General features: G+C 54.5%; 15 protein-coding genes. 10 read left to right on the forward strand and 5 right to left on the reverse strand.

All coding sequences use genetic code 11. The annotated features are described in order from the left end of the window. The first annotated feature begins 83 nt into the window (after positions 1 to 83). The 7 genes from licT to AB8W27_RS21580 all read left to right on the forward strand — a co-directional run bounded on the left by licT (position 84) and on the right by AB8W27_RS21580 (position 12560). Positions 84 to 917, forward strand: coding sequence for a BglG family transcription antiterminator LicT (gene licT / locus AB8W27_RS21550; protein WP_041924243.1), 834 nt, complete (start codon positions 84 to 86; stop codon positions 915 to 917). Between the two features lie 136 nt (positions 918 to 1053). Then, positions 1054 to 2913 carry a PTS beta-glucoside transporter subunit IIABC gene (bglF, locus tag AB8W27_RS21555; protein WP_041924244.1) on the forward strand — a complete coding sequence of 620 codons (1860 nt, stop codon included), beginning with the start codon at positions 1054 to 1056 and terminating at the stop codon, positions 2911 to 2913. A 15-nt stretch (positions 2914 to 2928) separates the two neighbouring features. Beyond that, entirely contained in the window at positions 2929 to 4320 is a 1392-nt protein-coding gene (locus tag AB8W27_RS21560; RefSeq protein ID WP_012815823.1) for a glycoside hydrolase family 1 protein, read from the forward strand. A gap of 989 nt (positions 4321 to 5309) precedes the next feature. Continuing rightward, positions 5310 to 6293: a tyrosine-type recombinase/integrase gene (locus AB8W27_RS21565; RefSeq protein WP_041924245.1), complete on the forward strand. Its 984-nt coding sequence runs from the start codon at positions 5310 to 5312 to the stop codon at positions 6291 to 6293. An 87-nt stretch (positions 6294 to 6380) separates the two neighbouring features. Next, positions 6381 to 7604, forward strand: a complete 1224-nt coding sequence (locus tag AB8W27_RS21570; protein ID WP_012815826.1) for a DUF6361 family protein — start codon at positions 6381 to 6383, stop codon at positions 7602 to 7604. Beyond that, positions 7598 to 9415 carry a phospholipase D family protein gene (locus AB8W27_RS21575; RefSeq protein WP_012815827.1) on the forward strand — a complete coding sequence of 606 codons (1818 nt, stop codon included), beginning with the start codon at positions 7598 to 7600 and terminating at the stop codon, positions 9413 to 9415. The genes AB8W27_RS21570 and AB8W27_RS21575 overlap by 7 nt, the downstream gene beginning before the upstream one ends. After that, positions 9408 to 12560: a helicase-related protein gene (locus AB8W27_RS21580; protein ID WP_012815828.1), complete on the forward strand. Its 3153-nt coding sequence runs from the start codon at positions 9408 to 9410 to the stop codon at positions 12558 to 12560. The genes AB8W27_RS21575 and AB8W27_RS21580 overlap by 8 nt, the downstream gene beginning before the upstream one ends. A 6-nt stretch (positions 12561 to 12566) precedes the next feature. On the opposite strand, the gene AB8W27_RS21585 is transcribed toward AB8W27_RS21580, so the two are convergent. After that, complete coding sequence (locus AB8W27_RS21585) at positions 12567 to 13241, reverse strand: SDR family oxidoreductase (protein WP_012815829.1); 675 nt, start codon at positions 13239 to 13241, stop codon at positions 12567 to 12569. A 48-nt stretch (positions 13242 to 13289) separates the two neighbouring features. Next, positions 13290 to 14303 carry a S9 family peptidase gene (locus tag AB8W27_RS21590; protein ID WP_041924246.1) on the reverse strand — a complete coding sequence of 338 codons (1014 nt, stop codon included), beginning with the start codon at positions 14301 to 14303 and terminating at the stop codon, positions 13290 to 13292. A gap of 199 nt (positions 14304 to 14502) precedes the next feature. Between AB8W27_RS21590 and AB8W27_RS21595 the strand changes: the two genes are divergently transcribed. Further along, the gene (locus tag AB8W27_RS21595; RefSeq protein WP_369833021.1) at positions 14503 to 16059 is read left to right on the forward strand and encodes a glycosyltransferase; all 1557 of its coding nucleotides are present in this window, start codon (positions 14503 to 14505) and stop codon (positions 16057 to 16059) included. A gap of 9 nt (positions 16060 to 16068) precedes the next feature. On the opposite strand, the gene AB8W27_RS21600 is transcribed toward AB8W27_RS21595, so the two are convergent. Beyond that, the gene (locus tag AB8W27_RS21600; RefSeq protein ID WP_041924264.1) at positions 16069 to 16629 is read right to left on the reverse strand and encodes a histidine phosphatase family protein; all 561 of its coding nucleotides are present in this window, start codon (positions 16627 to 16629) and stop codon (positions 16069 to 16071) included. A 221-nt stretch (positions 16630 to 16850) separates the two neighbouring features. Between AB8W27_RS21600 and AB8W27_RS21605 the strand changes: the two genes are divergently transcribed. Further along, positions 16851 to 18863 carry an acyltransferase family protein gene (locus AB8W27_RS21605; RefSeq protein ID WP_282914042.1) on the forward strand — a complete coding sequence of 671 codons (2013 nt, stop codon included), beginning with the start codon at positions 16851 to 16853 and terminating at the stop codon, positions 18861 to 18863. A gap of 212 nt (positions 18864 to 19075) precedes the next feature. Here AB8W27_RS21605 and AB8W27_RS21610 read toward each other — a convergent pair whose 3' ends face one another. After that, positions 19076 to 20734, reverse strand: coding sequence for a methyl-accepting chemotaxis protein (locus tag AB8W27_RS21610; protein ID WP_012815836.1), 1659 nt, complete (start codon positions 20732 to 20734; stop codon positions 19076 to 19078). 304 nt (positions 20735 to 21038) lie between these two features. On the opposite strand from AB8W27_RS21610, the gene AB8W27_RS21615 reads away from it, so the two are divergent. Continuing rightward, positions 21039 to 21830: an MBL fold metallo-hydrolase gene (locus AB8W27_RS21615; RefSeq protein ID WP_012815837.1), complete on the forward strand. Its 792-nt coding sequence runs from the start codon at positions 21039 to 21041 to the stop codon at positions 21828 to 21830. Positions 21831 to 21864: 34 nt separating this feature from the next. Here the strand turns inward: AB8W27_RS21615 and guaD are convergent, their stop codons facing one another. Then, positions 21865 to 23181, reverse strand: coding sequence for a guanine deaminase (gene guaD / locus AB8W27_RS21620; protein WP_041924247.1), 1317 nt, complete (start codon positions 23179 to 23181; stop codon positions 21865 to 21867). Between the last annotated feature and the right edge of the window lie 69 nt (positions 23182 to 23250).

Consider the following 23250-nt stretch of genomic DNA (forward strand, 5'->3'; position numbering starts at 1 on the left):
GACTGGATTGTCACTGCTGCGGCAGGCAAAACCTGATTTCTGGCGCTCGCCGGAGGTCAGGTTTTTTTGTTTCCGGGGTTCGGATGAAGATCGCCAAAATTCTTAATAACAATGCCGTGTTTGTGCTGGATGCGCAGGGGCGCGAGCAGGTCGTGATGGGCCGCGGCCTGGCCTTTCAGAAGCGTACAGGCGACGAGCTCGACGCCACGCGCATTGAAAAGGTATTCGCGCTGCAAAGTGATGAACTGGTGCGCCGCCTCGGTGAATTGCTGGGCCAGATCCCGCTGGAGGTCATGACCACCTGCGATCGCATTATCGCGCTGGCCGCTGAACGGCTCGGCCGGTTGCAGGACAGTCTCTATGTGACGCTGACCGACCACTGCCACTACGCCATTGAGCGCCAGAAAAAAGGCCTGGCGATAAAAAACGTGCTGCTGTGGGAGATAAAACGACTCTACCCAAAGGAGTATGCGCTGGGTCAGGAGGCGAGGGCCATGATAGCCCGGCGGCTCAATGTGGAACTGCCCGAGGATGAAGCCGGATTTATCGCGCTGCATCTCGTGACGGCGCAGCTCAACAGCGAAATGCCCGAGGTTATGCACGTCACCCGTGTGATGCAGGAGATCCTGCAACTGGTGAAATATCAGCTTCAGCTGGAATACGATGAAGAGTCGCTGAGCTATCAGCGCTTCGTCACGCATCTGAAGTTTTTCGCGCAGCGGATGCTCACCCGCACCGTGGTGGCGGATGACGATCTCTCGCTGCATTCGGCCGTCAGGGATAACTACCCGCAGGCCTGGCGCTGCGCGGAGAAGATTTCCGGGTATCTCAGTAAAAGCTACCAGCGCGAGCTGACAGCGGAAGAGATGATGTTTCTCGCGATACATATCGAGCGGGTAAGAAAAGAAGGGCGTTAAGCCCGGGCCTGTGGGCCATAAAAAAGGATTGTGACTGCTTCGGCAGGCAAAACCTGAGCGCGGCACCCGGTAAACGGGCGCTGCTCTCGGGTTTTTTTATGTCTAAAACTCAGTTAACGCATTGAAGGAAAACGGAATGGACTATCAGGCATTAGCACAGGATATTCTCGCCCGGGTGGGCGGCAAAGAGAATATCAGCAGCGTCATCCATTGCGCCACGCGTCTGCGCTTCAGGCTTAAAGATAACGGCAAGGCGGATGCGCAGGGCCTGAAAGCGCATCCGGGCGTTATCATGGTGGTGGAGAGTGGCGGTCAGTTCCAGGTGGTGATTGGCAATCATGTCCACGACGTCTGGCTGGCGCTCTGCCGCGAGGCGGGCATTGCAGAAGACGCTACGCCTGCGGCCGATGAGGCGCCGAGCGGCAGTTTGCTGGCGCGCCTTATCGATATTGTCTCCGGTATCTTTACGCCGTTCATCGGCGTGCTGGCGGCCTCGGGGATCCTGAAAGGGTTTCTGGCGATCGCGGTGGTCTGCGGCTGGCTCAACACCAGTAACGCCACCTACAAAATCTGGTTTGCCGCGAGCGACGCGCTGTTCTTTTTCTTTCCGCTGGTGCTGGGCTACACCGCCGGGAAAAAATTCGGCGGTAATCCGTTTATCACCATGACCATCGGCGGCGCGCTGACGCACCCGACGATGATTGCTGCTTTCCAGGCGAGCCAGCAGGCGGGCGCGCTGACAGAGACGTTTCTCGGCGTGCCGGTCATCTGGTTCAACTACAGCGCTTCCGTGATCCCGATTATTTTCGCCGCCTGGGTGAGCTGCTGGCTGGAGAAACAGGGCAACCGGCTCTTGCCCGCTGCGGTTAAAAATTTCTTCACCCCCCTGCTCTGCCTTGGCGTCACCGTACCGCTCACCTTTCTGATTATCGGCCCGGTCGCCACCTGGCTCAGCCAGATGCTGGCGAACGGCTATCAGTTTATCTACGCCTTCGCGCCGTGGCTGGCGGGCGCAGCGGCGGGCGCTTTGTGGCAGGTGTGCGTGATTTTCGGGCTGCACTGGGGGCTGGTGCCGCTAATGGTCAATAACCTGGCGGTGCTCGGGCAGGATTCGCTGTTGCCGATGCTGCTGCCGGCGATTATGGGCCAGGTGGGCGCGGCGCTCGCCATCTTTTTGCGCAGCCGCGACGCCCGGCAAAAAACGTTGGCCGGATCGTCCGTCACCGCCGGGATTTTCGGCATCACCGAGCCTGCGGTCTATGGCGTGAACCTGCCGCTGCGCCGGCCGTTTATTTTCGGCTGCGTGGCGGGCGCGGTCGGCGGCGCGATTGTCGGCTTCAGCCACAGCCATGTTTACTCATTCGGGTTCGCCAGCGTCTTTACGCTGGCGCAGATGATCCCGCCGGGCGGCGTGGATGCGACGCTCTGGGGAGGCGTGCTCGGCACGCTGACGGCGCTGGTGCTCGCCTGCGGGTTAACGCTCGTCGCCGGGCGGCCGGGGCGTACAGATGAGGCCGCCAGCGCTTCGGAAGACGCGCCGCAGAATGCCGCGCTGGCGCCGCTCAGCGGTACGGTGCTGGCGCTCGCCGACGTGCCGGACCCGACGTTCGCCAGCGGTCTGCTGGGCGCGGGCGCCGCGATAATCCCTTCCGATAACCAGGTGCGCGCCCCGTTCGCGGGCAGCGTGGCGTCGCTGTTTGAGACGCGCCACGCCATTGGTTTACAGGGCGATAACGGCATGGAGCTGTTGATCCATGTCGGCATCGACACCGTGAAGCTGGAGGGCAAACTGTTTACCGCCCATGTGCGCGTGGGCGATCGCGTGCAGCCCGGCGACGTGTTGATCACCTTCGATCGTCAGGCCATCCTCGACGCAGGCTATGATTTAACCACCCCGATTATTATCAGCAACAGCGACAGCTACCGCGCGGTCACCACGGTGGCGGCCACGGCCGTCAGTGCTGGCATGCCGCTGCTGGCCGCTGAACCGGCTTAATCAAAGGAGAACACCATGAACACTTTCCCGGACGGCTTTCTGTGGGGCGGCGCGGTTGCCGCAAACCAGGTGGAAGGCGCTTATCTTACGGATGGCAAAGGGCTTTCCACCTCTGACGTGCAGCCCCGGGGCATCCTGGGCCCGGTGGTTGAGCGCGAGCCTGGCGACCGCGGCATTAAAGATGTGGCGATCGATTTTTACCATCGCTACCCGAACGATATCGCGCTGTTTGCCGAAATGGGCTTCAGCTGCCTGCGTGTTTCCATCGGCTGGACACGTATCTTCCCGAACGGCGACGAGCACGAGCCCAATGAAGCGGGCCTGGCGTTTTACGATAAACTCTTTGACGAGCTGGCGGCGCATGACATTACGCCGCTGGTGACGTTGTCACATTATGAGATGCCCTGGGGGCTGGTTAAACAGTACGGCGGCTGGGGAAATCGCGAGACGATCGGTTTCTTCGAACGTTACGCGCGTACCGTGTTTACCCGCTATCAGAGCAAGGTTAAATTGTGGCTGACCTTTAACGAAATTAATATGTCGCTGCATGCGCCGATGACCGGCGTCGGCCTGCCGGAAAATAGCACGCAGGCGCAGATTTATCAGGCTATCCACCATCAACTGGTGGCAAGCGCGCTGGCGGTGAAGGCGTGCCACGAGATAATTCCGGACGCGAAAATCGGCAATATGCTGCTTGGCGGCCTGATGTATCCGCTCACCTGCAAGCCGGACGATGTCTTCGCGGCACTGCAGGAGAACCGCACCTGGCAGTTCTTCGGCGATATCCAGAGCCGCGGCGCCTACCCCGGCTATATGCTGCGTTATTTTCGCGACAACGGTATCTCGCTCGATATCACTAATGAAGACCGCGTGGCGCTGCGCTCGACGGTCGATTTCATCTCCTTCAGCTACTACATGACCGGCTGCGTGACGACCGACGAGGCGCTGAACCAGCAGGCGCGCGGCAACATCCTGAATATGGTGCCGAACCCGCATCTGCAAAGCTCTGAGTGGGGCTGGCAAATTGACCCTGTCGGGCTGCGCACGCTGCTGAATGTGCTCTGGGATCGCTATCAGAAACCGCTGTTTATCGTCGAAAACGGTCTTGGCGCGAAAGACCGCGTGGAGGCTGACGGCGCCATTAATGACGACTACCGCATCAATTACCTGAACGATCATCTGGTGCAGGTGCGGGAGGCGATTGAGGACGGCGTGGACGTTTTAGGCTATACGAGCTGGGGGCCGATTGATCTGGTGAGCGCCTCGAAAGCCGAGCTGTCGAAACGTTACGGCTTCATTTATGTTGACCGCCATGACGATGGCAGCGGCACCCTAGCCCGTACGCGTAAGAAAAGCTTTTACTGGTATAAAGACGTGATTACCAGCAATGGCGCCTCGCTGCGCTGAGGCCTGTGGAACCGTGGCGGGCTGTTGCGCTCGTCGCGGTTTTTTTCTTTTCCGGCAGGAGTTTTTTTTAGCAGCGGGTTAAAAAACAGCAGAATAATATTAGAAACGCTTAAGAATTTTCTTGGTTTATGAAACCGGTCTCAGCGGTGAAATCGATTTTTTTCATTATTTTGCCTTCTCCCGGCGCGCTTACATTTACTGATGCTTTCCTGACAATTTCTTCATAATTGTTTAAATAAGCGCACGAAAATGCAGGCAAAATAAACGGTAAAACACCGTTTTAAATAAAGATAATAAAAACACAGAAATAAAGTGCGTCAGTTATTTAACCAGAGTGGCGAAAATTACATCATTTAACTCTATGAAATTAAGGCTATTTTTTGGGGGAAGCGGAAGCGCTCTCAGCCCTGACAACGCTTCCGGGAGATGTGCTTAACGGCGCTTGCCACCGCGCGAGGGCAGCGTACGCGATTTCACCATAACCGTATGCTTATAAAAGGCATAGGCGATGATGACAACCAAAAAGACGATCAATGCTATGGTCATATTGACGATAACCTTCCTGATGGTATGACTATTTTAATAATGACGGTATATCATACATGAATCTATATTACGGATGCATCTTTATTATTTTGATGGCCGTTTAATCTGCGTTTAATAATATTCTGTTCCGCAATTCATAATCAATAGCCCCTGTAACCTGCAAGGTTTTATCCTGAGGCCATCATTGCGCACATCCATGGGGTAAAATTTCGCCTGCCGCTCCACGCTACCACAACCGCCAGGTTCAAATGTCATAGCAAAAATGGATGACGTCTCGTTTCTGCTTTCTTCTGTTCTTTCCCGCCGCGCTGACAATAAAAGATGCTACTTATTAAAATGTACCTTTGAAAAAGTAGCTTTACCGTCAGGCGAGCTTCAGGGGATAATCCTGTGACTTTTTACGAGATGCTGGCTTCTTTTTGCGCGGATGTTATGGGGTGATGATGACCGGACTGCCTGACGACCCTCTGCTGCCTGGTCCTTTTTCGGAGGCAGGCTTCAGCGATCCGCGGTCGCTTTCCGCAAGTGGCGAGGCGCGGCCGCTTAACCCGGCGATGGCGTATCTTATCAGTCTGCCTTCTGCGGCGAGCCGCCAGACCATGCGATCGTTTTTGCATATTGTGGCCGGGATGCTTGGCGCTGGCGCGTTGCAGCGCTGCCCGTGGGGCAGCCTGCGTCGCCACCATGTGCAGGGGTTGCTGGAAATGCTCTCGGCATCCGGGCGCGCGCCTGCCACGATCAATACCTATCTTTCCGCGCTGAAAGGCACCGCCCGCGAGGCCTGGATGATGAAGCTGATGGACACCGACAGCTATCAGCAGATCCTTGCCGTGCGCGCGGTGCGCGGCAGTCGCCTCACCCGTGGGCGAGCGCTTACTACGGAAGAGGTCCGCGCGCTGTTTGCTTTCTGTGAGCAGGATAAAAGCTGTAAAGGCCCGCGCGATGCGGCGATGCTGGCGGTGATGCTCGGCTGCGGGTTACGCCGCTCGGAAGTGGTCGGGCTGGATTATGAGAGTATCCTGGAGCCGGACCAGGCGCTGCGCGTGCTCGGCAAAGGCAATAAAGAGCGGCTGGCGTTTATGCCGGATACCGTCTGGCAGCGGCTCCGGCACTGGACCGATACCGTGCGCGGCGAGCACCCCGGCCCCCTGTTCACCCGCATTCGCGCCGGTGACGACGTCACCTCTGAGCGTCTGACCCCGCAGGCCGTATACCATATTCTGACCGAACGCCGCACGCAATGTGGCATTGATGATTGCGCGCCGCACGATCTTCGCCGCACGTTCGCCTCCATGATGCTCGATAACGGCGAAGATCTGATAACGGTACGCGACGCGATGGGCCATGCGAGCGTCACGACGACGCAAAAATATGACCGCCGCGGCGATGCCCGCCTGCGCCGCGCGGCGAGTAAAATTCGGCTTTAAAGAAAGTCGGGTGATGCCACACTGTTTCGCCCGACAAAATGCTACGCTCGCCAGGCAATTGAAAACGAATAACAACCAGGGACAGGTATGGTTTCTACACTGACATGGATTGACCACGACAGTCGGGCGCGCGAACGCACGCTTCGGATACTCGCACAATTTCAGGAAAAAGAGAGCCGTGATGAACTGGGCATCGGCACGGTGCGTGACAGTCTGGCGGACCTGCTTTTTCCCGGCACCAGCACCATCCAGACGCGGCTACGCTACATGCTTTTCGTTCCCTGGATTTACCGGGAGCTCGAAGAAAAAAAAGTGCCCGCCTCCCGGTTTGCTAACGCAGCGGATCAAGAAGAAAGAAATCTTGTTAAGCATCTCAAACTCGCCGATGACCACAATGGGATGTTCGGGAAAAACGCGGGTGGGGGCATTAAGCGTCTGCCCAGCTCCGTTTACTGGGCGGGACTGGGTGCCTGGCAAATCAGGCTGACGCCCTTTTCGCAAGGGCAGTATCACCAGCGGATCGATGACACTTATCGCCTGAAGGGCCGGATAGCTCGTCAGCAACGTCAGGCGCGCGAACGGCTTGATGACAGTAATCTCGAATCCGGCAACGTGCATAACTGGCATCTGCGGTTACCTATTAAGCCTGCTGAATTTCCTCAAGATGTGACGTTTATGCTCACGCGTGATGAGGCGGAATTTATTCGCGACCGCTTACTGGCCGCATGCCCTGAAAGTCTGCTGGCATTCCTGGCCTTGCAGAACGATTTGCCGATAAGTGCATATCCCTGGGAGCATCCTGATATCGCCCGCTTTTCCTCTGCGCATCAGGAAATGCTTTACCACGCCCGGCTCTTCTCTGAGATTATGCATGGCGCGGCGTTGTCCTATAACGTTCAGCTATCTGCGCTTATAACAAATACGGAGCTTTACGATGGTCACACGGAAAATTTCGGGCGCTGGCGAGATAGTCTTCCGCTCACGGAAATCAATCGCTGGAAAATAGACGATTTTTGGGCCCTGACGCACCGTGATGGTTATCAGATAACCCCGCAGACCCGTCGCTTTGTGGAGTCCTGGGTGCGGTGTATTCGTACCACGCCCGATGCTCTCCTGAAAGGCGATGCTCGTTCGCTGATTGAATTTCGGGAACGCAAATTAAAAGGGCCGCGTTCGCGATTTGCTAATAAACGCGCCCGGGAGCAATGGAGTGGTTACTCCGGCACAGGGCGGCTCAATTACCGCTGGACGACAGTCAAAACATTGCTCGCCGATTTGTATCAGGGACTGAATCAGGAGGCAGCATGCTGAGTCCGGATGCAAGAAGCCTGTATACCGCGGCGCTGACGCCACCGCCCGGTATGGTATTTGATGAAGCCCTCGCCACCACGTTTTCGCTGGATCCCACCAGTCTGCTCGAAGCTCCTGTCCATCTGGCGCTGATGGCAGCAGAGCATCAGGCGGCGCAGGACGCATTAGCGATTCTTGAATCCCTGCGCCGTTACTCCGGGCGCATCACGGTCTATGTTCAGCGTGGGCGCATCCAGTTGCCCGCAATCGCCAGACCAAACCCCCTGTTTAGCCTTCTTGAACCGATGGTTGTCGAAGTGAGCGCCCCTGAAGGGGGCGTTTTTCATCCGAAGATCTGGGTGTTGCGCTTTATCGATCCCGCTCAGGAAACCGTGATGTACCGCCTGATGGTGCTAACACGCAATATGACGACCGATCGCTCATGGGATCTCTCGCTCCAGCTTGAAGGCGTCATGGGGCGCAAAAAACGGACTGTGAATAAGCCGCTGGCATACCTGCTGCGCCTGCTGCCTGGTCTTGCCAGCAGAGGTATTTCTGAAGAGAAAACGGCACAGGCACAGCGTCTTGCCGATGAACTTTACCGCGTTGAGTGGGAATTACCTCCAGGATTTCAGGACATTGCCTTTTATTTGCCCGGTATTAAAGCATTCAACTGGATGCCGCCAGATTCACTGCGTATGGCCGTGATTTCACCTTTCTGTTCCGATGAAGCGCTGAAAACGCTGGTCCAAACCACCCAGCGTGCCGAGGTACTCATCTCCCGTCCTGAGACGCTGGCGGCATTAAAACCCAAAACATTGGAAGCGTTTGTCCGCACACGTCATCTGGACGAGGCCGCAGAAACCGACGATGGCGAAGAGGCTGACGCTGGCAACACCGCTGTATCTCTCGTCACCGGTCTGCATGCAAAAGTCTATATTTTTGAAACGCAATATTATTCCATTTACACCCACCTGGTGATGGGCTCCGCCAATGCAACTAATGCCGCGTTGAGAGCCGCAAAAAATATTGAGCTACTGGTTGAGCTGAAAGGTCGTCAGCGCGATATCGGCGGCATCGATCAACTGCTCAGCGAGGATGGCATGGGAGAGTACCTGGTGGATTTCCATCCCGGCGAGATGCCGCCTGTGGATTCTTGCGCTATTGCTGCCGGGGAAGCGCTGGAAAGCGCCCGCGCCTGTTTGGCCGCGCTGCCGCTGGCGCTTGTCTGCGAGCCGGTGGAGGAGAATCAGTGGCGGCTCACGCTAAAAGGCAGGTTGCCAGCGCTGGAGGATATCGCGTCGGTACGTGTATGGCCGGTGACGATATTACCTGAGCATGCGGTTTTTTTGCCAACAGAAGGTGCAGAAGGTTCCTTCCCGTTGGGATGCTTTTCTTTAAAATCCATCACCGGGCTGGTAGCGTTTGAACTTAATACCGTCCAGCCCGCGCTACGCGTCCGGTTTGTACTTAATCTGCCCGTTTCCGGCATTCCCGGGGAGCGCAATGCGGCGATCCTGCAAACGATTATCAGCAACCATGACGGCTTCCTGCGTTATTTACTGCTATTACTGGGCAATGATGATCCCGACTCAATGCTGCAGGAACGGCGCAGCATTGCTGACAGGTGGCTGGCTCGCCTTGCAGAGGGTGAGGATTTTCCTCTGCTGGAAATGCTAACACGCGCCGCGTGTCGAACTCCTGAACGTTTAAATGAGATAGCCTCGCTTGTCGGCGAGTTGCGCGAGGGTAACCAGGAGGCGGTGATCCCGCAGGATTTCCTTGAACTCTGGGCAGTATTTGAAGCCTCCATGGAGGAAGCGTATGTCTGATAAGCGATTTTCTGCCGGAACCGCGCTGGCTGCGCTGAAAGATTTTCAGCGCGATACGGTCGATTATGTGTTTGAACGGTTGTTTGGTGAAAACGGCACTTCCCGGTTTCTTGTCGCCGATGAGGTGGGGCTGGGGAAGACGCTAATCGCGCGTGGCGTCATCGCCAGAACGCTGGAGCACCTGCAGGTTAAAAAAGAACGTATTGATATTATCTATATTTGCTCCAGCGCAGCGATTGCCGCACAGAATCAACAAAGGCTCAATATCAGTGACTCAGAAGGATTCTCACTCTCCACCCGATTGACTTATCTGCCAAAGCAGGTCAGCGAACTGCGCAGGAACAAAGTCAATTTCATCAGCCTGACATCGGGCACAACGTTCGATCATACCGTAAGCCGGGAAGGGCATGCGGAGGAACGCGCCATTCTCTACCGGATCCTTTATAGTCTGCCACTGGGCCAGGGTGAGCGTCGCACACAGCTGCGAAAGGGGCTGTTAAATCTGCTTCAGGCGCGAATGGGGAAAGCGCGATGGCGCGCCGTCGCGCAAGGGATAAGAGCTGATGCGCTGGATGACGGCCTCTGCATAGCATTCCGGAGCGCCATACTTCAAGATACCTCGCTCTATGCAGAGCTCAAGCAGGGGTGTGAACGTTTTACGCATTACCGTGACAGCAGCAGGATCCCGGCAGACGATACGCAATTACGGCTGCGACTTATCATGGCGCTGCGCCAAAAACTGGCTTCTGTCTGTCTGGAAGCTTTACAGCCCGATCTGGTTATCCTGGATGAGTTTCAGCGCTTTCGTCATCTACTGGATGCCGACGACGACACCGCGCTGCTTGCCAAAGCGCTGTTCGAACAGCCAGACGCTCGCGTGCTGCTGCTTTCCGCCACGCCATACAAAATGTTCACGCTGGATAACGAAACGGAGGAGGACGATCATTACCCGGATTTCCTGCGCACGCTGTCGTTCCTGCTGCGTGAACCTGAGAAAGTGAATCACGTCAAAAATCTGCTTTCAGCGCACCGTGCCGCACTGCATCACGGTGCGCTTGAAGGTGAAAAAATGAAGCTTGAAGAGGCGCTTCTCCGGGTAATGTGCCGGACAGAAAGAATCACCGATACCCGCGATCATAATGCCATGCTCGTTGAGGTCCCCCGAATGGGAGCGCTGCTTGCGTCCGATATTCGGCATATCCGCGCCGTCGATGCGGTTGCGGCCTGTGTTAACGCAGGCGATCTGGTGGAATACTGGAAATCGACGCCCCATCTGTTCAATTTTCTTAAACGCTATGAACTGCGTAATAAGCTCGATGCCGCTATCGATGCGCCGTCGCAAGAGCTCTGTACTGCCCTTAACGCCGCCTGCGAGCAGTGGCTGACGCCCCATCAGCTTAGCGACTATCAACCGCTTGAGCCCGGCAACCCGCGTATGCGGATTCTCTTTGAAGACACTCTTGATAACGGGCTCTGGCAACTATTGTGGATGCCGTCATCGCTGCCATATTACGTGCCCGGTGGCGTCTGGAAAGACAAAGTCGATCTGACTAAAACGCTGGTATTCTCCTGCTGGAATGCAGTGCCGGATGCTATCGCCACGCTCTGTTCTTATGAGGCGGAGCGCCGGATGGTGAACGGCGCGTCGGTCAGCTATGAGGAACTTTATCAGAAGACCAAACCGCTGCTTCGGTTTGCAAAAGCCAGTCAGGACGAGCGTCTGACAGGTATGCCGGTGTTGGCCTGGCTCATGCCTTCGCCGGTGCTGGCAAAGGCGGTCGATCCTTTAATGATCGCCTGCGCTGAAGCCGACGGTCTGCCTGAAGTGGAAACGGTGCTGAAAAAAGCGCAAGCCAGATGCGCGGAGCTTATCGCCGCGCTGCCCCATAGTACCTTGCAGGGCAAAGCCGACCCGCGGTGGTATTGGGCTGCACCGGTGCTGCTGGATGCAGGTGGCGCTCTGTTAGCGTGGTGTAAAGATCCTCAGGGGTGGCGAGCACTGGTTGCTCCTGATACAGATGATGACACCCATTTCACCGCGCATCTCGAACAACTGGTCGATGCCGCCGAAGGGCGACTGACGCTTGGGCCGCAGCCGGACGATCTTGCGGAGGTCCTCGCTCTGTTCGCGCTTGGCGGGCCTGGTACCTGCGCATTGCGCGCGCTGCAACGACTAAGCCCTCAGCCTGACCGAGACGATGCTGCGTTGCTGACAGGTGCAGCGAAGATCGCCACGGGGTTTCGGACGCTGTTCAATATGCCCGAAAATATCGCTATGTTGCGCGGCGCGAGTGAAGAAACCTACTGGCGTTTAACACTGAAGTATGGCGTTAATGGCAATCTGCAATCCATGCTGGATGAATATGTTCACACGTTGCGCGAAGCGCCAGTAATACAGGAATCGGACCTTGAGGCGCAGGCGGAAATCATTTCGACGCATATACAATCGGTTTTATCGCTGCGCATCTCCCGGCTTCATCTTGATGCGCTGAATGCCAGCGATGACGGCTTTGAACGTGTTGAATTCTCTGCCCGTTGCCGTTTTGCGCTGCGATTCGGCGATATTCGGGATGACAATAACAATGCGCTGGTTCGCGCTGAAGGTGTGCGTGATGCCTTCAATTCGCCGTTTCGCCCGTTTGTCCTTGCCTCCACGTCAATTGGTCAGGAGGGTCTCGATTTTCATACCTGGTGCCACGCGGTAATGCACTGGAACCTTCCGGCGAATCCGGTCGATCTGGAACAGCGCGAAGGGCGGGTGCATCGCTATAAGGGACATGCGGTAAGAAAAAATGTCGCCCATGCTTATGGCATTATGAGTCTTAAAGACTATAAAGGCGGCGATCCCTGGCAATCCCTTTTTGCGCAGGCGGCGCAGGACAGAACGCCATCCCAGTCCGAACTTATCCCCTACTGGATTTTTGAGAATGGGCCAGCGCGTGTGGAACGCCGTATTCCCCTGCTGCCTTACAGTCGGGAGGTCGGGAAACTCAGACGGCTCAAACAGGGACTGGCATTGTACCGTCTGGCCTTCGGGCAGCCGAGGCAGGAGGATTTACTTTCAAGCCTTAATCGCAACAGCCAGATTTCTGAAAAAGAGATTGCCGGACGATTGATCTCACTCAAACCGCCCGGTAACAGGTAACGCGCCTTACGGCGCAATCTCCCGTCCGCGATAATCGATAAACCGGCACTCCAGATTATCCAGCGCGGCATTGATGACGTCTTTCAGCCCTGCCGCGCTCTCGTCCACCGTCACTGGCGCGCGCTCGCCGCCCATATCGGTCTGAACCCAGCCTGGGTGTAGCAACAGCACGCTGCGTTTTTCCGGCAGCGCTTCTGTCACGGCAAACGAGCGCGCCAGCGAGTTCAGCGCGCTCTTACTGGCGCGGTACAGCGCCATATCGCCGGTATCGTTATTTGTAAAGCTTGCAGTGTTGGATGACATAAAGGCGATGACGCCGCCTTCGCGGATCTGCGGCAGCATCTCCTGCGCCAGGCGCACCGGCGCGATGGCGTTGGTCAGGAATAACGAGGCTATCTCCTCTTCAGTGACTTTTGACACGCTCTGATGATCGGGGCCAAAAATACCGGCGTTAATGACCAGAGCGTCGAAAGTTATCGCGCTGAGGGTTTCCTTAAGGTGGGTGCAGCTCACCGGGTCGGTCATATCCACGATTTGCGTCGTGATCCGCGGGTGCGTATTGTCGTTATTTTTATTGCGCACGGTCGCAATCACATCGGCGCCCGCATTAGCGAATGCTGTGGCAAGTCCGCGCCCAATCCCGCGCGACGCGCCAATAATCAGTACATGCTGTACAGTCATGGTGTTTCCTCTTCAGGTACTCATCCTTATGTCATATTAGCAGGGAGATTAACGGGTTACGCATTCGCCATGCAGGATCCACGCAGAAATAGCATCAAGTGCGCCGGGAGCATAAGCATGTTGTCCTGTCAGCAGAAACAGTCCCTGAGTCCACGCAGGCCATTGCGACGGGAGCTGGTAGTCGTACCAGCGGCTTTTTAGCAAACCATGCGTTGCCCCCTCGATCATGCGGATACAGCGGGGCGTTGCCTCAGGCAGCGTGGCGGCCCATATCGCCAGCGTCTCGTCGGGGTTGACGTTCCGGTCATCGGCGCCCATCAGCACCATTACGGGCACCTGCATTTGCGCAATATCCTCCCGTGCATCGGCAAGCGCGTTGCGACGCTCGAAATCGCGCTTGCAGCGGCCCTTACAGGGCTGGGCGACCTTGTGCGGTGTGTAACGCATATCAAAATCACGTCTGTCTTCATGGACTGCCTGCGCAATCTGAGACTGGGAACGCCCGGCTTTGCGCAGCCGTGTTTCCAGAAAATAATTGCCCTGATCGCGCCAGTTAATGGCGCCACCCACGATCGCGGCGAAATCGGCATGCGACTGCATGGCGGCCTGCGGCACAACCCAGCCTGCCTGTGAAAAACCTAAAAAGCCAAATCGGCTCTGTAGCAGCTCCGGCTGTTTTTTAAGTGTCTTAAGCGCAACAGTGGCTTCATCACTGCGATCGCGCATCGTCTGTGCCAGCCAGTTACCGCGGCTTTCACCCACGCCTGGTTTATCCCAGGAATAGACGGCGATGCCTTTCGCAAGCAGATCATTAACCAGAGGCAGATACCCGCCCTGCGACCAGCGATCCTGCGCCCCATCCCCATGAACCAGCACCACCACCGGCGGGCTGTTCACCCCGTCCGGGAGCGTCAGCGTGCCCTCTAAAATGTCTTCATGGTGTGTAAATGTGATCACGCGGGAGTACGGAAGGTTATTCGCATCGAACACGGTGAGACGCCACATGCTAATCATGACGAGAGCGAGAAGAAGGCAGACGGTGACGATTATCGCGTTGCGCATGCGATGAAAACTCTTGTTAATGCTGACACAGCGCCAGCAGGGCCCGGATTAAACCTGACTGAAGCGACAAATTTAGCATTATCGCGCCTTTAACACTCTCTACCTGTATTAGGGAGAGACGGTGACATCAGCAGCACGCCATTTTCATTTGTATCTTTTTTCTCATTTCACTGCGCCGCGGTTCGTATAAATTTTTAGCGTGGCGAAACTTGCTGCCAGGAGTTATGTCAAATTAGTAACAAGATGTTCACGCTTTATCATTACTTTACAGATTGCGTCAGAACAGAGCATAAAAGGGCGAAAGATGAGAAAAATACCGCGGGTTATTCACCAGGTTTACACTGCCGGGTGGCAGCGTTTGCCGGAAGAAATCCGGGCGCTGACTGAACAACTACGCAATCTTAACCCGGATTATGAGTATCGCTTTTATGATGAGCCGGCGATTCTTGCCTGGATCGAAACGCATTTTGGCCAGGATATGCTGGCGCTGTATCAGCGAATTAACCCTGAATATGGCGCGGCGCGGGCCGATCTGTTCCGTTATCTGGTGATTTACCAGGAAGGCGGAGTCTATCTTGATGTAAAAAGCTTTTGTTCACGTCCGCTTGATGAGGTCATCCCAGCCGATTGCGAACTGATGCTTTTCCACTGGGATAACCAGCCTGGCGGACAGGATCATAAAAAAGGTCTGCACAAAGAACTCGCAGAACTGCCGCATGGAGAATACCAGCAGTGGAATGTCATTGCGGCGCCTCGTTCGCCGTGGCTGCGTGAAGTCATTGATGAAGTGACGAGCCGGATAAAAAATTATCAACCCGCAAAATATGGGATTGGTATGAAAGGCGTGCTGAGCACGACCGGACCTATCGCTTTTACCCTTGCTATTCGCCGTATCCCGTTCAGCAAACATGTTCATGTAGTCCGCGATCACCGCACCGCTGGTCTGAAATATTGCGGCGTGGACAGCTCTGTCCTTAAGCGTTTTAAAAAAAGTGCTTATGCCCGTCTTAAGACCCCTGTCGTCACGCTGAGCGAACGCGATCACGCGCGTTATCAACTATGGCTGTTCTTTGTATTCCCCTTTAAGCGGCTTCATAAAAATATCGTTAATGAAACCGACATTGCGCTAAAAAAAACCAGCAGACTCCTGGCTGACAGACGTGTAGATCGCACGCCAAAACGCAGGAAGGGCTGGGTCGGCGCGTTTCGCCGCACCGGTAAGCGGCTTGGTTTACTGGTCGCAGCGGTGCTGGCGCTGACTGGCCTGCATGCCGGATACGAACAGCTCACCGGTAATTTTCATGAAGTCATTGAAGGTGAGCTGTACCGTTCTGCGCAACCAGACGCAACGGATATCGCCGAATACAGCGAGCGGTATCATATCCGCACTATCCTTAATCTTCGTGATGAGCCACGCGGCGACTGGTATGAGCAGGAAAAGGCCTCAGCTGACGTTCACGGTATTCAACTGGTGGATTACCCGCTGAGTTCCAGCAAAGAAATCAGCGTCAGGGAGGCGGAAAAACTGGCGGAGCTGATGAAAACGCTGCCGCGGCCTCTCCTGATTCACTGCGATCATGGCGCTAACCGCACCGGGTTGGTTTCTGCTATCTATCTGGATGCTGTCGCCCAGACCAGCGATCTCATCGCGCAATTGCAGCTAAGCCCCTGGTATGGCCATTTCCCGATTCCTGTTATGGGCCGTTACGCCATGTACAGTTCCTACAAGCGATTCCAGATAATGAGCCCATACTGATGGGCTCCGTTATTCCGCACGACGATAGACCCCTGCGCCCCAGTAGCCTTTGCCCGGTTTGCGGATTTCACGCCAGCCCTGACTAAGAAGGCGGCGGGCTATCAAACGGTTCATCATGCCATGCCCCATCAGCAGCACCGGGCTTTCCGCATTACCGGCAAACGTTGCCAGATTTCCCGCGGCCTTCACCGCACGCTGTTTTGCACCTTGCAGTGTTTCAGCGTGGCCTGATACTCCGCACAGCCATAGCACACGAAATATCCCGCTCCAGACCAAAGGCGACAAACGCAGCCCGCCCACACCATACACTGGAAGTTCAGCCTCCCGGTATAACGCATCGGTATGCATCGGCTCACAACCGAGCGCTTTTAGTGAAGAAAGCGCACGAGGTAAATCACTACTGATGACAATGCCTGCTCTGTCAGCTAACGCGCGGCTTGCCTCAGGCGGTAAGTCGTTTCCTGTTCCGGCCAGATCATAACGTGTAATCCAGTCGGGCATATCACGGGCCAGAAGCGGCTCCGAACTCGTTAAAGCAGACCTGCCGTGGCGCATGAGGATGATTTCCATCATTAAGTACCTTTAACCATCGGTTGGTTTCCGTAATTTATCTGCTTAAGTATCTACTCAAGCGATCTTAAAACATCCTTCAGGTCGAATACCCCCTAAATTTAAGAAGTGACTTAAATTCATAATGTTGTAGAATGTGACATGATCGCGCAATTTTTTACAAAATTTAATAAGATTTATATTCATAAGTAAGGCGTTTCTTTCACATGGAATTATCTTTAATGAACCCGTCAAAAAGCCTCTCATATCAGGACGCTTATCGAGGGGATATAGATGGACTTCGTGCAGTCGCGGTTGTTCTTGTTATCTTGTTCCATGCCGGGCTTTCTTATTTTCCGTCAGGTTTTATTGGTGTTGATATTTTCTTTACTATTTCCGGTTATTTAATTACCGGAAAAGTGGTTCGTGATATTGAGAACAAGAAATTCTCGTTCACTAATTTTGTCGCTGGCCGGTTATGGCGATTACAGCCTGCATTCATTACAGTACTGGTTGCGACAATACTTATCGCTTCATACTGCTATATCCCTGCTGACTATCAGGTATTTACTAAAAGCGCCAAATATACTTCGCTCTTTCTGTCAAATCAGTTTTTTGATAAACAAAGCGCTACGTATGCTTCTCCGGATGCTGATGCATTTCTGCTAATCCACACATGGTCATTGGCTATCGAATGGCAGTGGTATTTTTTCTTTGCGCTGATAGCCACATTACTTGTCGTATTTACCCGTAAAGATGACGCGGATAAAACCAGGAGAAGGGTACTTCTGGGGTGGCTTGCGCTGACGCTGTTCGCCTCGTTGGCGATGATAATGTCCAATCTGTTAACGCATGGACAGCATTATTATTCGCTGGGAATGCGTGCGTTTGAGTTCCTGATCGGCGGCAGCGCTTCGCTACTTCAGCCAAAACTAAAACTTACCGGGAAAACGCAGCAGAACCTTGTGGCTGTCGTGGCGATAGCGTTGATACTATGGATCGCAGCCAGAGATATTTCGGTTGATTTTTATCCGAACGAATATACCCTTTTGGTTTGCCTTGCGACGGCGACGATATTTTTTTGCCGTGGCGCGTTCGTCAATGGGATGCTGACCTTTGCCCCGATTAATTATCTGGGGAAAATATCTTATTCTCTGTATTTATGGCACTGGCCAGTTTTCGCAACTCTGCACTATCTGGGTTATCCCCTTAAGGGGGACATGCTCTGTATGGCGCTTGGTTTGACGCTGGTGCTGGCTATCCTCTGTTATCACGGTATCGAAAATCGATTCAGACGCGTTCGTCTCTCGGCATGGAAAACGATCGCCCTTCTCGTTGTTGTCCCGATAGTGATATCCATAGCGTTATATTCACTGTCCGAAAAATATAACGGATTACCGCAGCGCTTTAATGCCGAATATAACCGGGCATTTAATTTGCAGTACGATGCCTATCTCCATGCGAAGCGTCGTGAGGATTGCCACAGCGGTAAACAGATCCTGTCTGTTTGTCATTTTGGCGATGCGGATAGTAACAAAACGGCATTTTTAATGGGCGATTCAAATGCTAATCATTTTTGGGGGTTCTTTGATGTCGTAGCGAAAGATGCCCATGTGAAAATGTATTCGCTGACAACATCGTCCTGTCTGGCATTACCGGGTATTTACCAGTACGACTGGTGGAAATTCAAAGGGATAAAATACCAGACATGTCATGACAATACGGAAAAGTACTATGAGTACATTCGTAAAAACCATTATGACTATGTGATCCTCGGTCATGTATGGTCACGCTATGCGCAAGGCCCGCATCTGATTAATGCTGATGGCGATGCGCGCAACGAAGCGTTAACCCAACAACGTTATGAAATAGCGCTGCGTAACGCGCTTAAAATCATTACCGCATCGGGTGCCAAACCTATCGTGATGTTCACCATTGCTCAGATGCCCGAGAATTATGAAACCTGTATTAATAAGCACGTGATCCATCGTTATGCCTATGATGTTAATGAATGCGATGCGCAGGATCCGAAAAGCCCTGAAATAGCGTGGACGTTAGATTTAATGAAGAGAATGAAAAATGAATTTCCTTCGTTATCCTTTATCGATGCTAAATCTGCGCAATGTATCAGCGGCACTTGTGTAACCAACATCGATGGAGTCACCATCTACCGGGATGCAGGTCATCTGACGGATTATGCCTCTTATCGCTTTGGTGAGATTTACCTTAAGGCGTTCGGTAATCCGTTAAAATAAGGTTCTCGTTCTGCTCATATAAAAAGCCGCTTATGCGGCTTTTTTATTTCCAGCCTATGCTGTTCGATTGTATGGTCGAGTACACGCTGAATGTCCGGTAAGCGTCCAGAAAAAAGCCCGGAGCACTGAGTTATCAATGCACCGGGCGTAGTTTAACCGGCGACAGCGTGACAGGCTTTTACTTCGTCCGGTTTAGCGGTCGCGGCTGTTAATCAGAAGCTCTGCCAGTCGTTATCAGATACCGCGGCGGCGGCGGGTACCGGACGCAGCGTTTTGATAGGCGTAACCGGAGCGGCGGCCTGACGCGCCGCGCTTTTCGCGTGGCTGTTTGCCGCGATGGTAAACGCGCCGACCAGCTGGTTCAGGGACGCGGCCTGCTCCATCAGTGACTGCGAGGCCGCCGATGCCTGCTCAACCAGCGCGGCGTTCTGCTGGGTCACATCGTCCATCTGATTGACGGCCAGATGAACCTGATTAATGCCCTGAGACTGCTCCTGCGCGGCCACAGAGATCTCATCGACAATATCCGTTACCTGACGCACGGCTTCGTTCATTTTGCCGATATTCTGACCAACGCCTTCCGCCTGCGCTGAACCTGCTTCGACGTACTGCATTGAGTTCTCAATCAGCTCTTTGATTTCACGCGCGGACGATGATGAACGCTGCGCCAGCGTGCGAACTTCACCGGCCACCACGGCAAAGCCTCTGCCCTGCTCGCCGGCGCGGGCGGCTTCCACCGCGGCGTTGAGCGCCAGAATGTTGGTCTGGAAAGCGATGCCTTCGATAAGCGCGATGATGTCGGTAATTTTCGCTGAACTGTCGCGAATATTGCCCATCGTGCTCAACATGGTATTGACGCGTGACTGGCTGTCTTCAGAGATATCACGCGCGTTTTTCGCAAGCTGGCTGGCAAGCTGGGTGTTTTCCGCAGTCTGACGCACGGTTTCGCTGAGCTCAGACATGCTGGCTGCGGTCTGCTCCAGCGAAGCAGCCTGCTCTTCCGTACGCGACGAGAGATCTTCGTTGCCGGCTGAAATCTGCCCGGACGCGGAGCTTACCGACTGTGCGGACGCTTCCACTGCGGCGAGCGAGGAAGCGACATTCGCCGCCAGCGTGTTGTACGCTTTCGCTGTCAGTCCAATCTCGTCCTTACGGGAGTCGTCGGCGCGCAGGGTCAGATCCAGGCGCTCGCTGGAAGCTTCCAGCGTCTGGCGCATGCTGTTGAGCTGGTTGCGAATCGAGAAAATGGTCTTCAGCGTGAAAAAGCCGAGGATAATGATGACGACAGTTGAGGTGCCAATCAGGCCCCACAGCGTCTGACTATAGGAGCGATCGTTTTCCTGACGCAGCGTTTTGCCGACAGCTTCGTTTACTCCCAGCTGTTTCTGATACAGGGCGATCAGCTGACGCGCTGCGCCGCCGACGCCGTTATCATCACGCAATGCCGCCAGCGCGGTGGCGTTGTCGTGCGTACGGGAGCTTTCAAGGAACGCCGGTAAGCGGGCCTGGACCGTCTGAATAACGGTGCCAATACTTTCAGAAATCTGCCTGTCATCTTCGTTCGAGGTTTCGTTCTGCAGGTAGTACTGGTTTAGCGTAGAGATACGGTTAATAACGGTATCGATCTCTTTTTCGATCTGCGACTGGCGGGTAGCCTCTGTCGCGCTCTGGTGGCGATAAAGCCAGATAATCAATGTATTACTGCCATCAATCATTTTGCCGATATCAAGCACCGACGGAAGCGTGTTTTCCTGGACGTACTGAAACCTTGCCTGAAAATTGCTGACCACCACCACCGACGTGATCACCATGGCGATCAGCGCGGCTGAGAGAAGTGAGAACGTCAGCATAAGACGTTGTGTAATGGACATGAAGTGTTTCCTCGGGTGCCTCTTTTCGCTGTATGGAGCCAGTGCTTAAATCAAACCGGCAAAACGAATATCGGCAACCCCGGAGCCAATAATTAGCCTACGCCGCGCGCTTTTTTGTATCCTGCTGATTCCCAAAAATATTAAATTTATTTAAGTGAACGTGGGGTATCCTGCGGCACGTTTTCATGAGCACTTTTACAGCAATGGTCTTATGAGTTTGCTCTATGGTTTATATCGGAAGGCGTGAATTCGTTACGCCGGAAAGCCGGTTGTAACCGTGATTTCCGGAACAGAGAGGGATGTTATGATCATGTTGTGTAAAGCCTGCGGCACGTCTTATGCATTCTCCCCACAGCGGTGCAGCATTTGCGACGATGAGCGGCAGTTCGTGCCGGTAACGGGCCAGCAGTGGGTAGAGGCCGACACCCTTATCGCCTCCCATTCGTGTAAGTGGAAGCAGCATACTCCCGATCTTTTCAGCATCCAGACGGTGCCGGACTTTGCCATTGGCCAGCGTGCGTTTCTGCTACGCACGCCGCAAGGCAATATCCTCTGGGACTGCATCGCCACGCTGGATGAGGCGACCAAAACGCTGGTTTCCGCGCTCGGCGGGTTGATAGCTATCGCCATTTCACATCCGCACTTTTATACCACCATGCAGGACTGGGCGGCCGCCTTCGACGCGCCGGTTTACCTGCATGCCAGCGACCGGGAGTGGATCATGCGCGACAGCCCGTATATCCGGCTCTGGGAAGGTGACAACCTGGCGCTTACGGATGACGTGAGTGTGATAAATCTGGGCGGGCATTTTGCGGGCGGCTGTGTGCTGCATGACGCGCGCGGCGACGGCCTGCTGCTGACCGGCGACATTTTGCAGGTGACACCGGGCGCAAATGGCGTCTCGTTTATGTGGAGTTACCCGAATATGCTGCCGCTGCCTGCCACAACCGTCAGCGCGATGACCCGGAAGCTGGACAGCGTGAAATTTTTTACGCTGTACGGCGCGTTTGAAGGCCGGGAGATCACGGCCAGTGCGAGCGAGATAGTGCGTCGTTCGGCCGAAAAATATGTGGCGTGTCTGAACAACTCGGGCTAACGCTGCCCGTGTTTTTTCGCAAGCGTCGGGTCAGTCAGGCCCGCTCATACGCGACCCGGCCATCGACGTAAGTGCGGTATATCGCGCGATCGTCACCGAGCGTCATCATCACGAATAACTTATCAAATAAGGTCACAGAATTGTCATAGCGCAGCTGCTGAAGCGGTGTTGAGATGGGGTCCAGTACCACAAAATCGGCCTCTTTGCCGGACGTAAGATTGCCAATAAGGTCGTCGAGCCCGAGCGCCCTCGCGCCGCCCAGTGTCGCGAGATAAAACGCTTCATAAGCGGACAAGGGATAACCCTGCAATTGCCCTACCTTGTAAGCTTCGTTCAGCGTTTGCAGCATGTTGAAAGTCGTGCCGGCGCCGATGTCCGTCCCCATGCCTACTTTTACTTTTTTGTGCCACGCTTTGGGCAGATTAAACAACCCGCTGCCAAGGTAGAGATTAGAGGTAGGGCAGAAAGCAATACTGGAGCCGGTTTCGCTCAGGCGGTCCCACTCGTTTTCTTCCAGATGAACGCAGTGGGCAAAGACGCAGCGTTGACCGGTTAAACCGTACTGATGATAGACGTCGAGATAGCCGTCATGCTCAGGATAAAGCGCTTTCACCCAGGCAATTTCATCTTTATTTTCTGACAAATGCGTCTGAAACCAGGTGTCCGGATATTCTTCTCGCAGGCGCTGCGCCATCGCCATCTGTTCCGGGGAAGACGTGGGGGCGAAACGCGGCGTGATGGCATAGAGCAGCCGCTGCTTTTTGTGCCAGCGCGCAATTAACGCTTTGCTCTCTTCATAACTGCGTTGCGGATCATCCAGCAGATACTCCGGCGCGTTGCGATCCATCATCACTTTACCGGCAATGAGGCGCATATTAATCTGACTTGCCGCTTCAAACAGCGCATCGACCGACTGCGGGTGCACTGAACCAAAAACCAGCGCCGTCGTGGTGCCGTTACGTAACAGTTGTTTAATGAAAAAAGCCGACATTTCGCGCGCATACTCCAGATCTTCGTAGCGTCGCTCGGCGGGAAATGTGTATTTATTCAGCCAGTCCAGCAGCTGCTCGCCATACGCCCCCACCATTTCACTTTGCGGATAATGAATATGGGTATCGACGAAACCCGGCACCACCAGCTTTCCCCGATAATCGCGCACCCGAACCGCAGCCGGGATTTGTTGTTTTCCTGCTTCCCATTCACCAAACCATTCGATTTTCCCGTGTCGAATCAGCAGTAATCCATCCTCAATAAACCGCAGCGCCGGGGCTATCCCCACCGGGTTTTCAACGACGCGGGTAAAATCGATAAAACTGCCGCGTACCGCTTTTAAGGTCTGTTCTGCCGACATAGTGAACTCCTGCGTAATGTTCTGTTTCTTCTTCAGGTCTCTTTTGCCCGGACGTCATGTACTGCTCGT

It is taken from the genome of Cronobacter turicensis (genome assembly GCF_041222865.1).
Taxonomy (GTDB): domain Bacteria; phylum Pseudomonadota; class Gammaproteobacteria; order Enterobacterales; family Enterobacteriaceae; genus Cronobacter; species Cronobacter turicensis.

Coding starts and splice junctions, on each gene's coding strand:
- licT (WP_041924243.1), top strand. CDS start 84: ATGAAGATCGCCAAAATTCTTAATAACAATGCCGTGTTTGTGCTGGAT.
- bglF (WP_041924244.1), top strand. CDS start 1,054: ATGGACTATCAGGCATTAGCACAGGATATTCTCGCCCGGGTGGGCGGC.
- AB8W27_RS21560 (WP_012815823.1), top strand. CDS start 2,929: ATGAACACTTTCCCGGACGGCTTTCTGTGGGGCGGCGCGGTTGCCGCA.
- AB8W27_RS21565 (WP_041924245.1), top strand. CDS start 5,310: ATGACCGGACTGCCTGACGACCCTCTGCTGCCTGGTCCTTTTTCGGAG.
- AB8W27_RS21570 (WP_012815826.1), top strand. CDS start 6,381: ATGGTTTCTACACTGACATGGATTGACCACGACAGTCGGGCGCGCGAA.
- AB8W27_RS21575 (WP_012815827.1), top strand. CDS start 7,598: ATGCTGAGTCCGGATGCAAGAAGCCTGTATACCGCGGCGCTGACGCCA.
- AB8W27_RS21580 (WP_012815828.1), top strand. CDS start 9,408: ATGTCTGATAAGCGATTTTCTGCCGGAACCGCGCTGGCTGCGCTGAAA.
- AB8W27_RS21585 (WP_012815829.1), bottom strand. CDS start 13,241: ATGACTGTACAGCATGTACTGATTATTGGCGCGTCGCGCGGGATTGGG.
- AB8W27_RS21590 (WP_041924246.1), bottom strand. CDS start 14,303: ATGCGCAACGCGATAATCGTCACCGTCTGCCTTCTTCTCGCTCTCGTC.
- AB8W27_RS21600 (WP_041924264.1), bottom strand. CDS start 16,629: ATGGAAATCATCCTCATGCGCCACGGCAGGTCTGCTTTAACGAGTTCG.
- AB8W27_RS21605 (WP_282914042.1), top strand. CDS start 16,851: ATGAACCCGTCAAAAAGCCTCTCATATCAGGACGCTTATCGAGGGGAT.
- AB8W27_RS21610 (WP_012815836.1), bottom strand. CDS start 20,734: ATGTCCATTACACAACGTCTTATGCTGACGTTCTCACTTCTCTCAGCC.
- AB8W27_RS21615 (WP_012815837.1), top strand. CDS start 21,039: ATGATCATGTTGTGTAAAGCCTGCGGCACGTCTTATGCATTCTCCCCA.
- guaD (WP_041924247.1), bottom strand. CDS start 23,181: ATGTCGGCAGAACAGACCTTAAAAGCGGTACGCGGCAGTTTTATCGAT.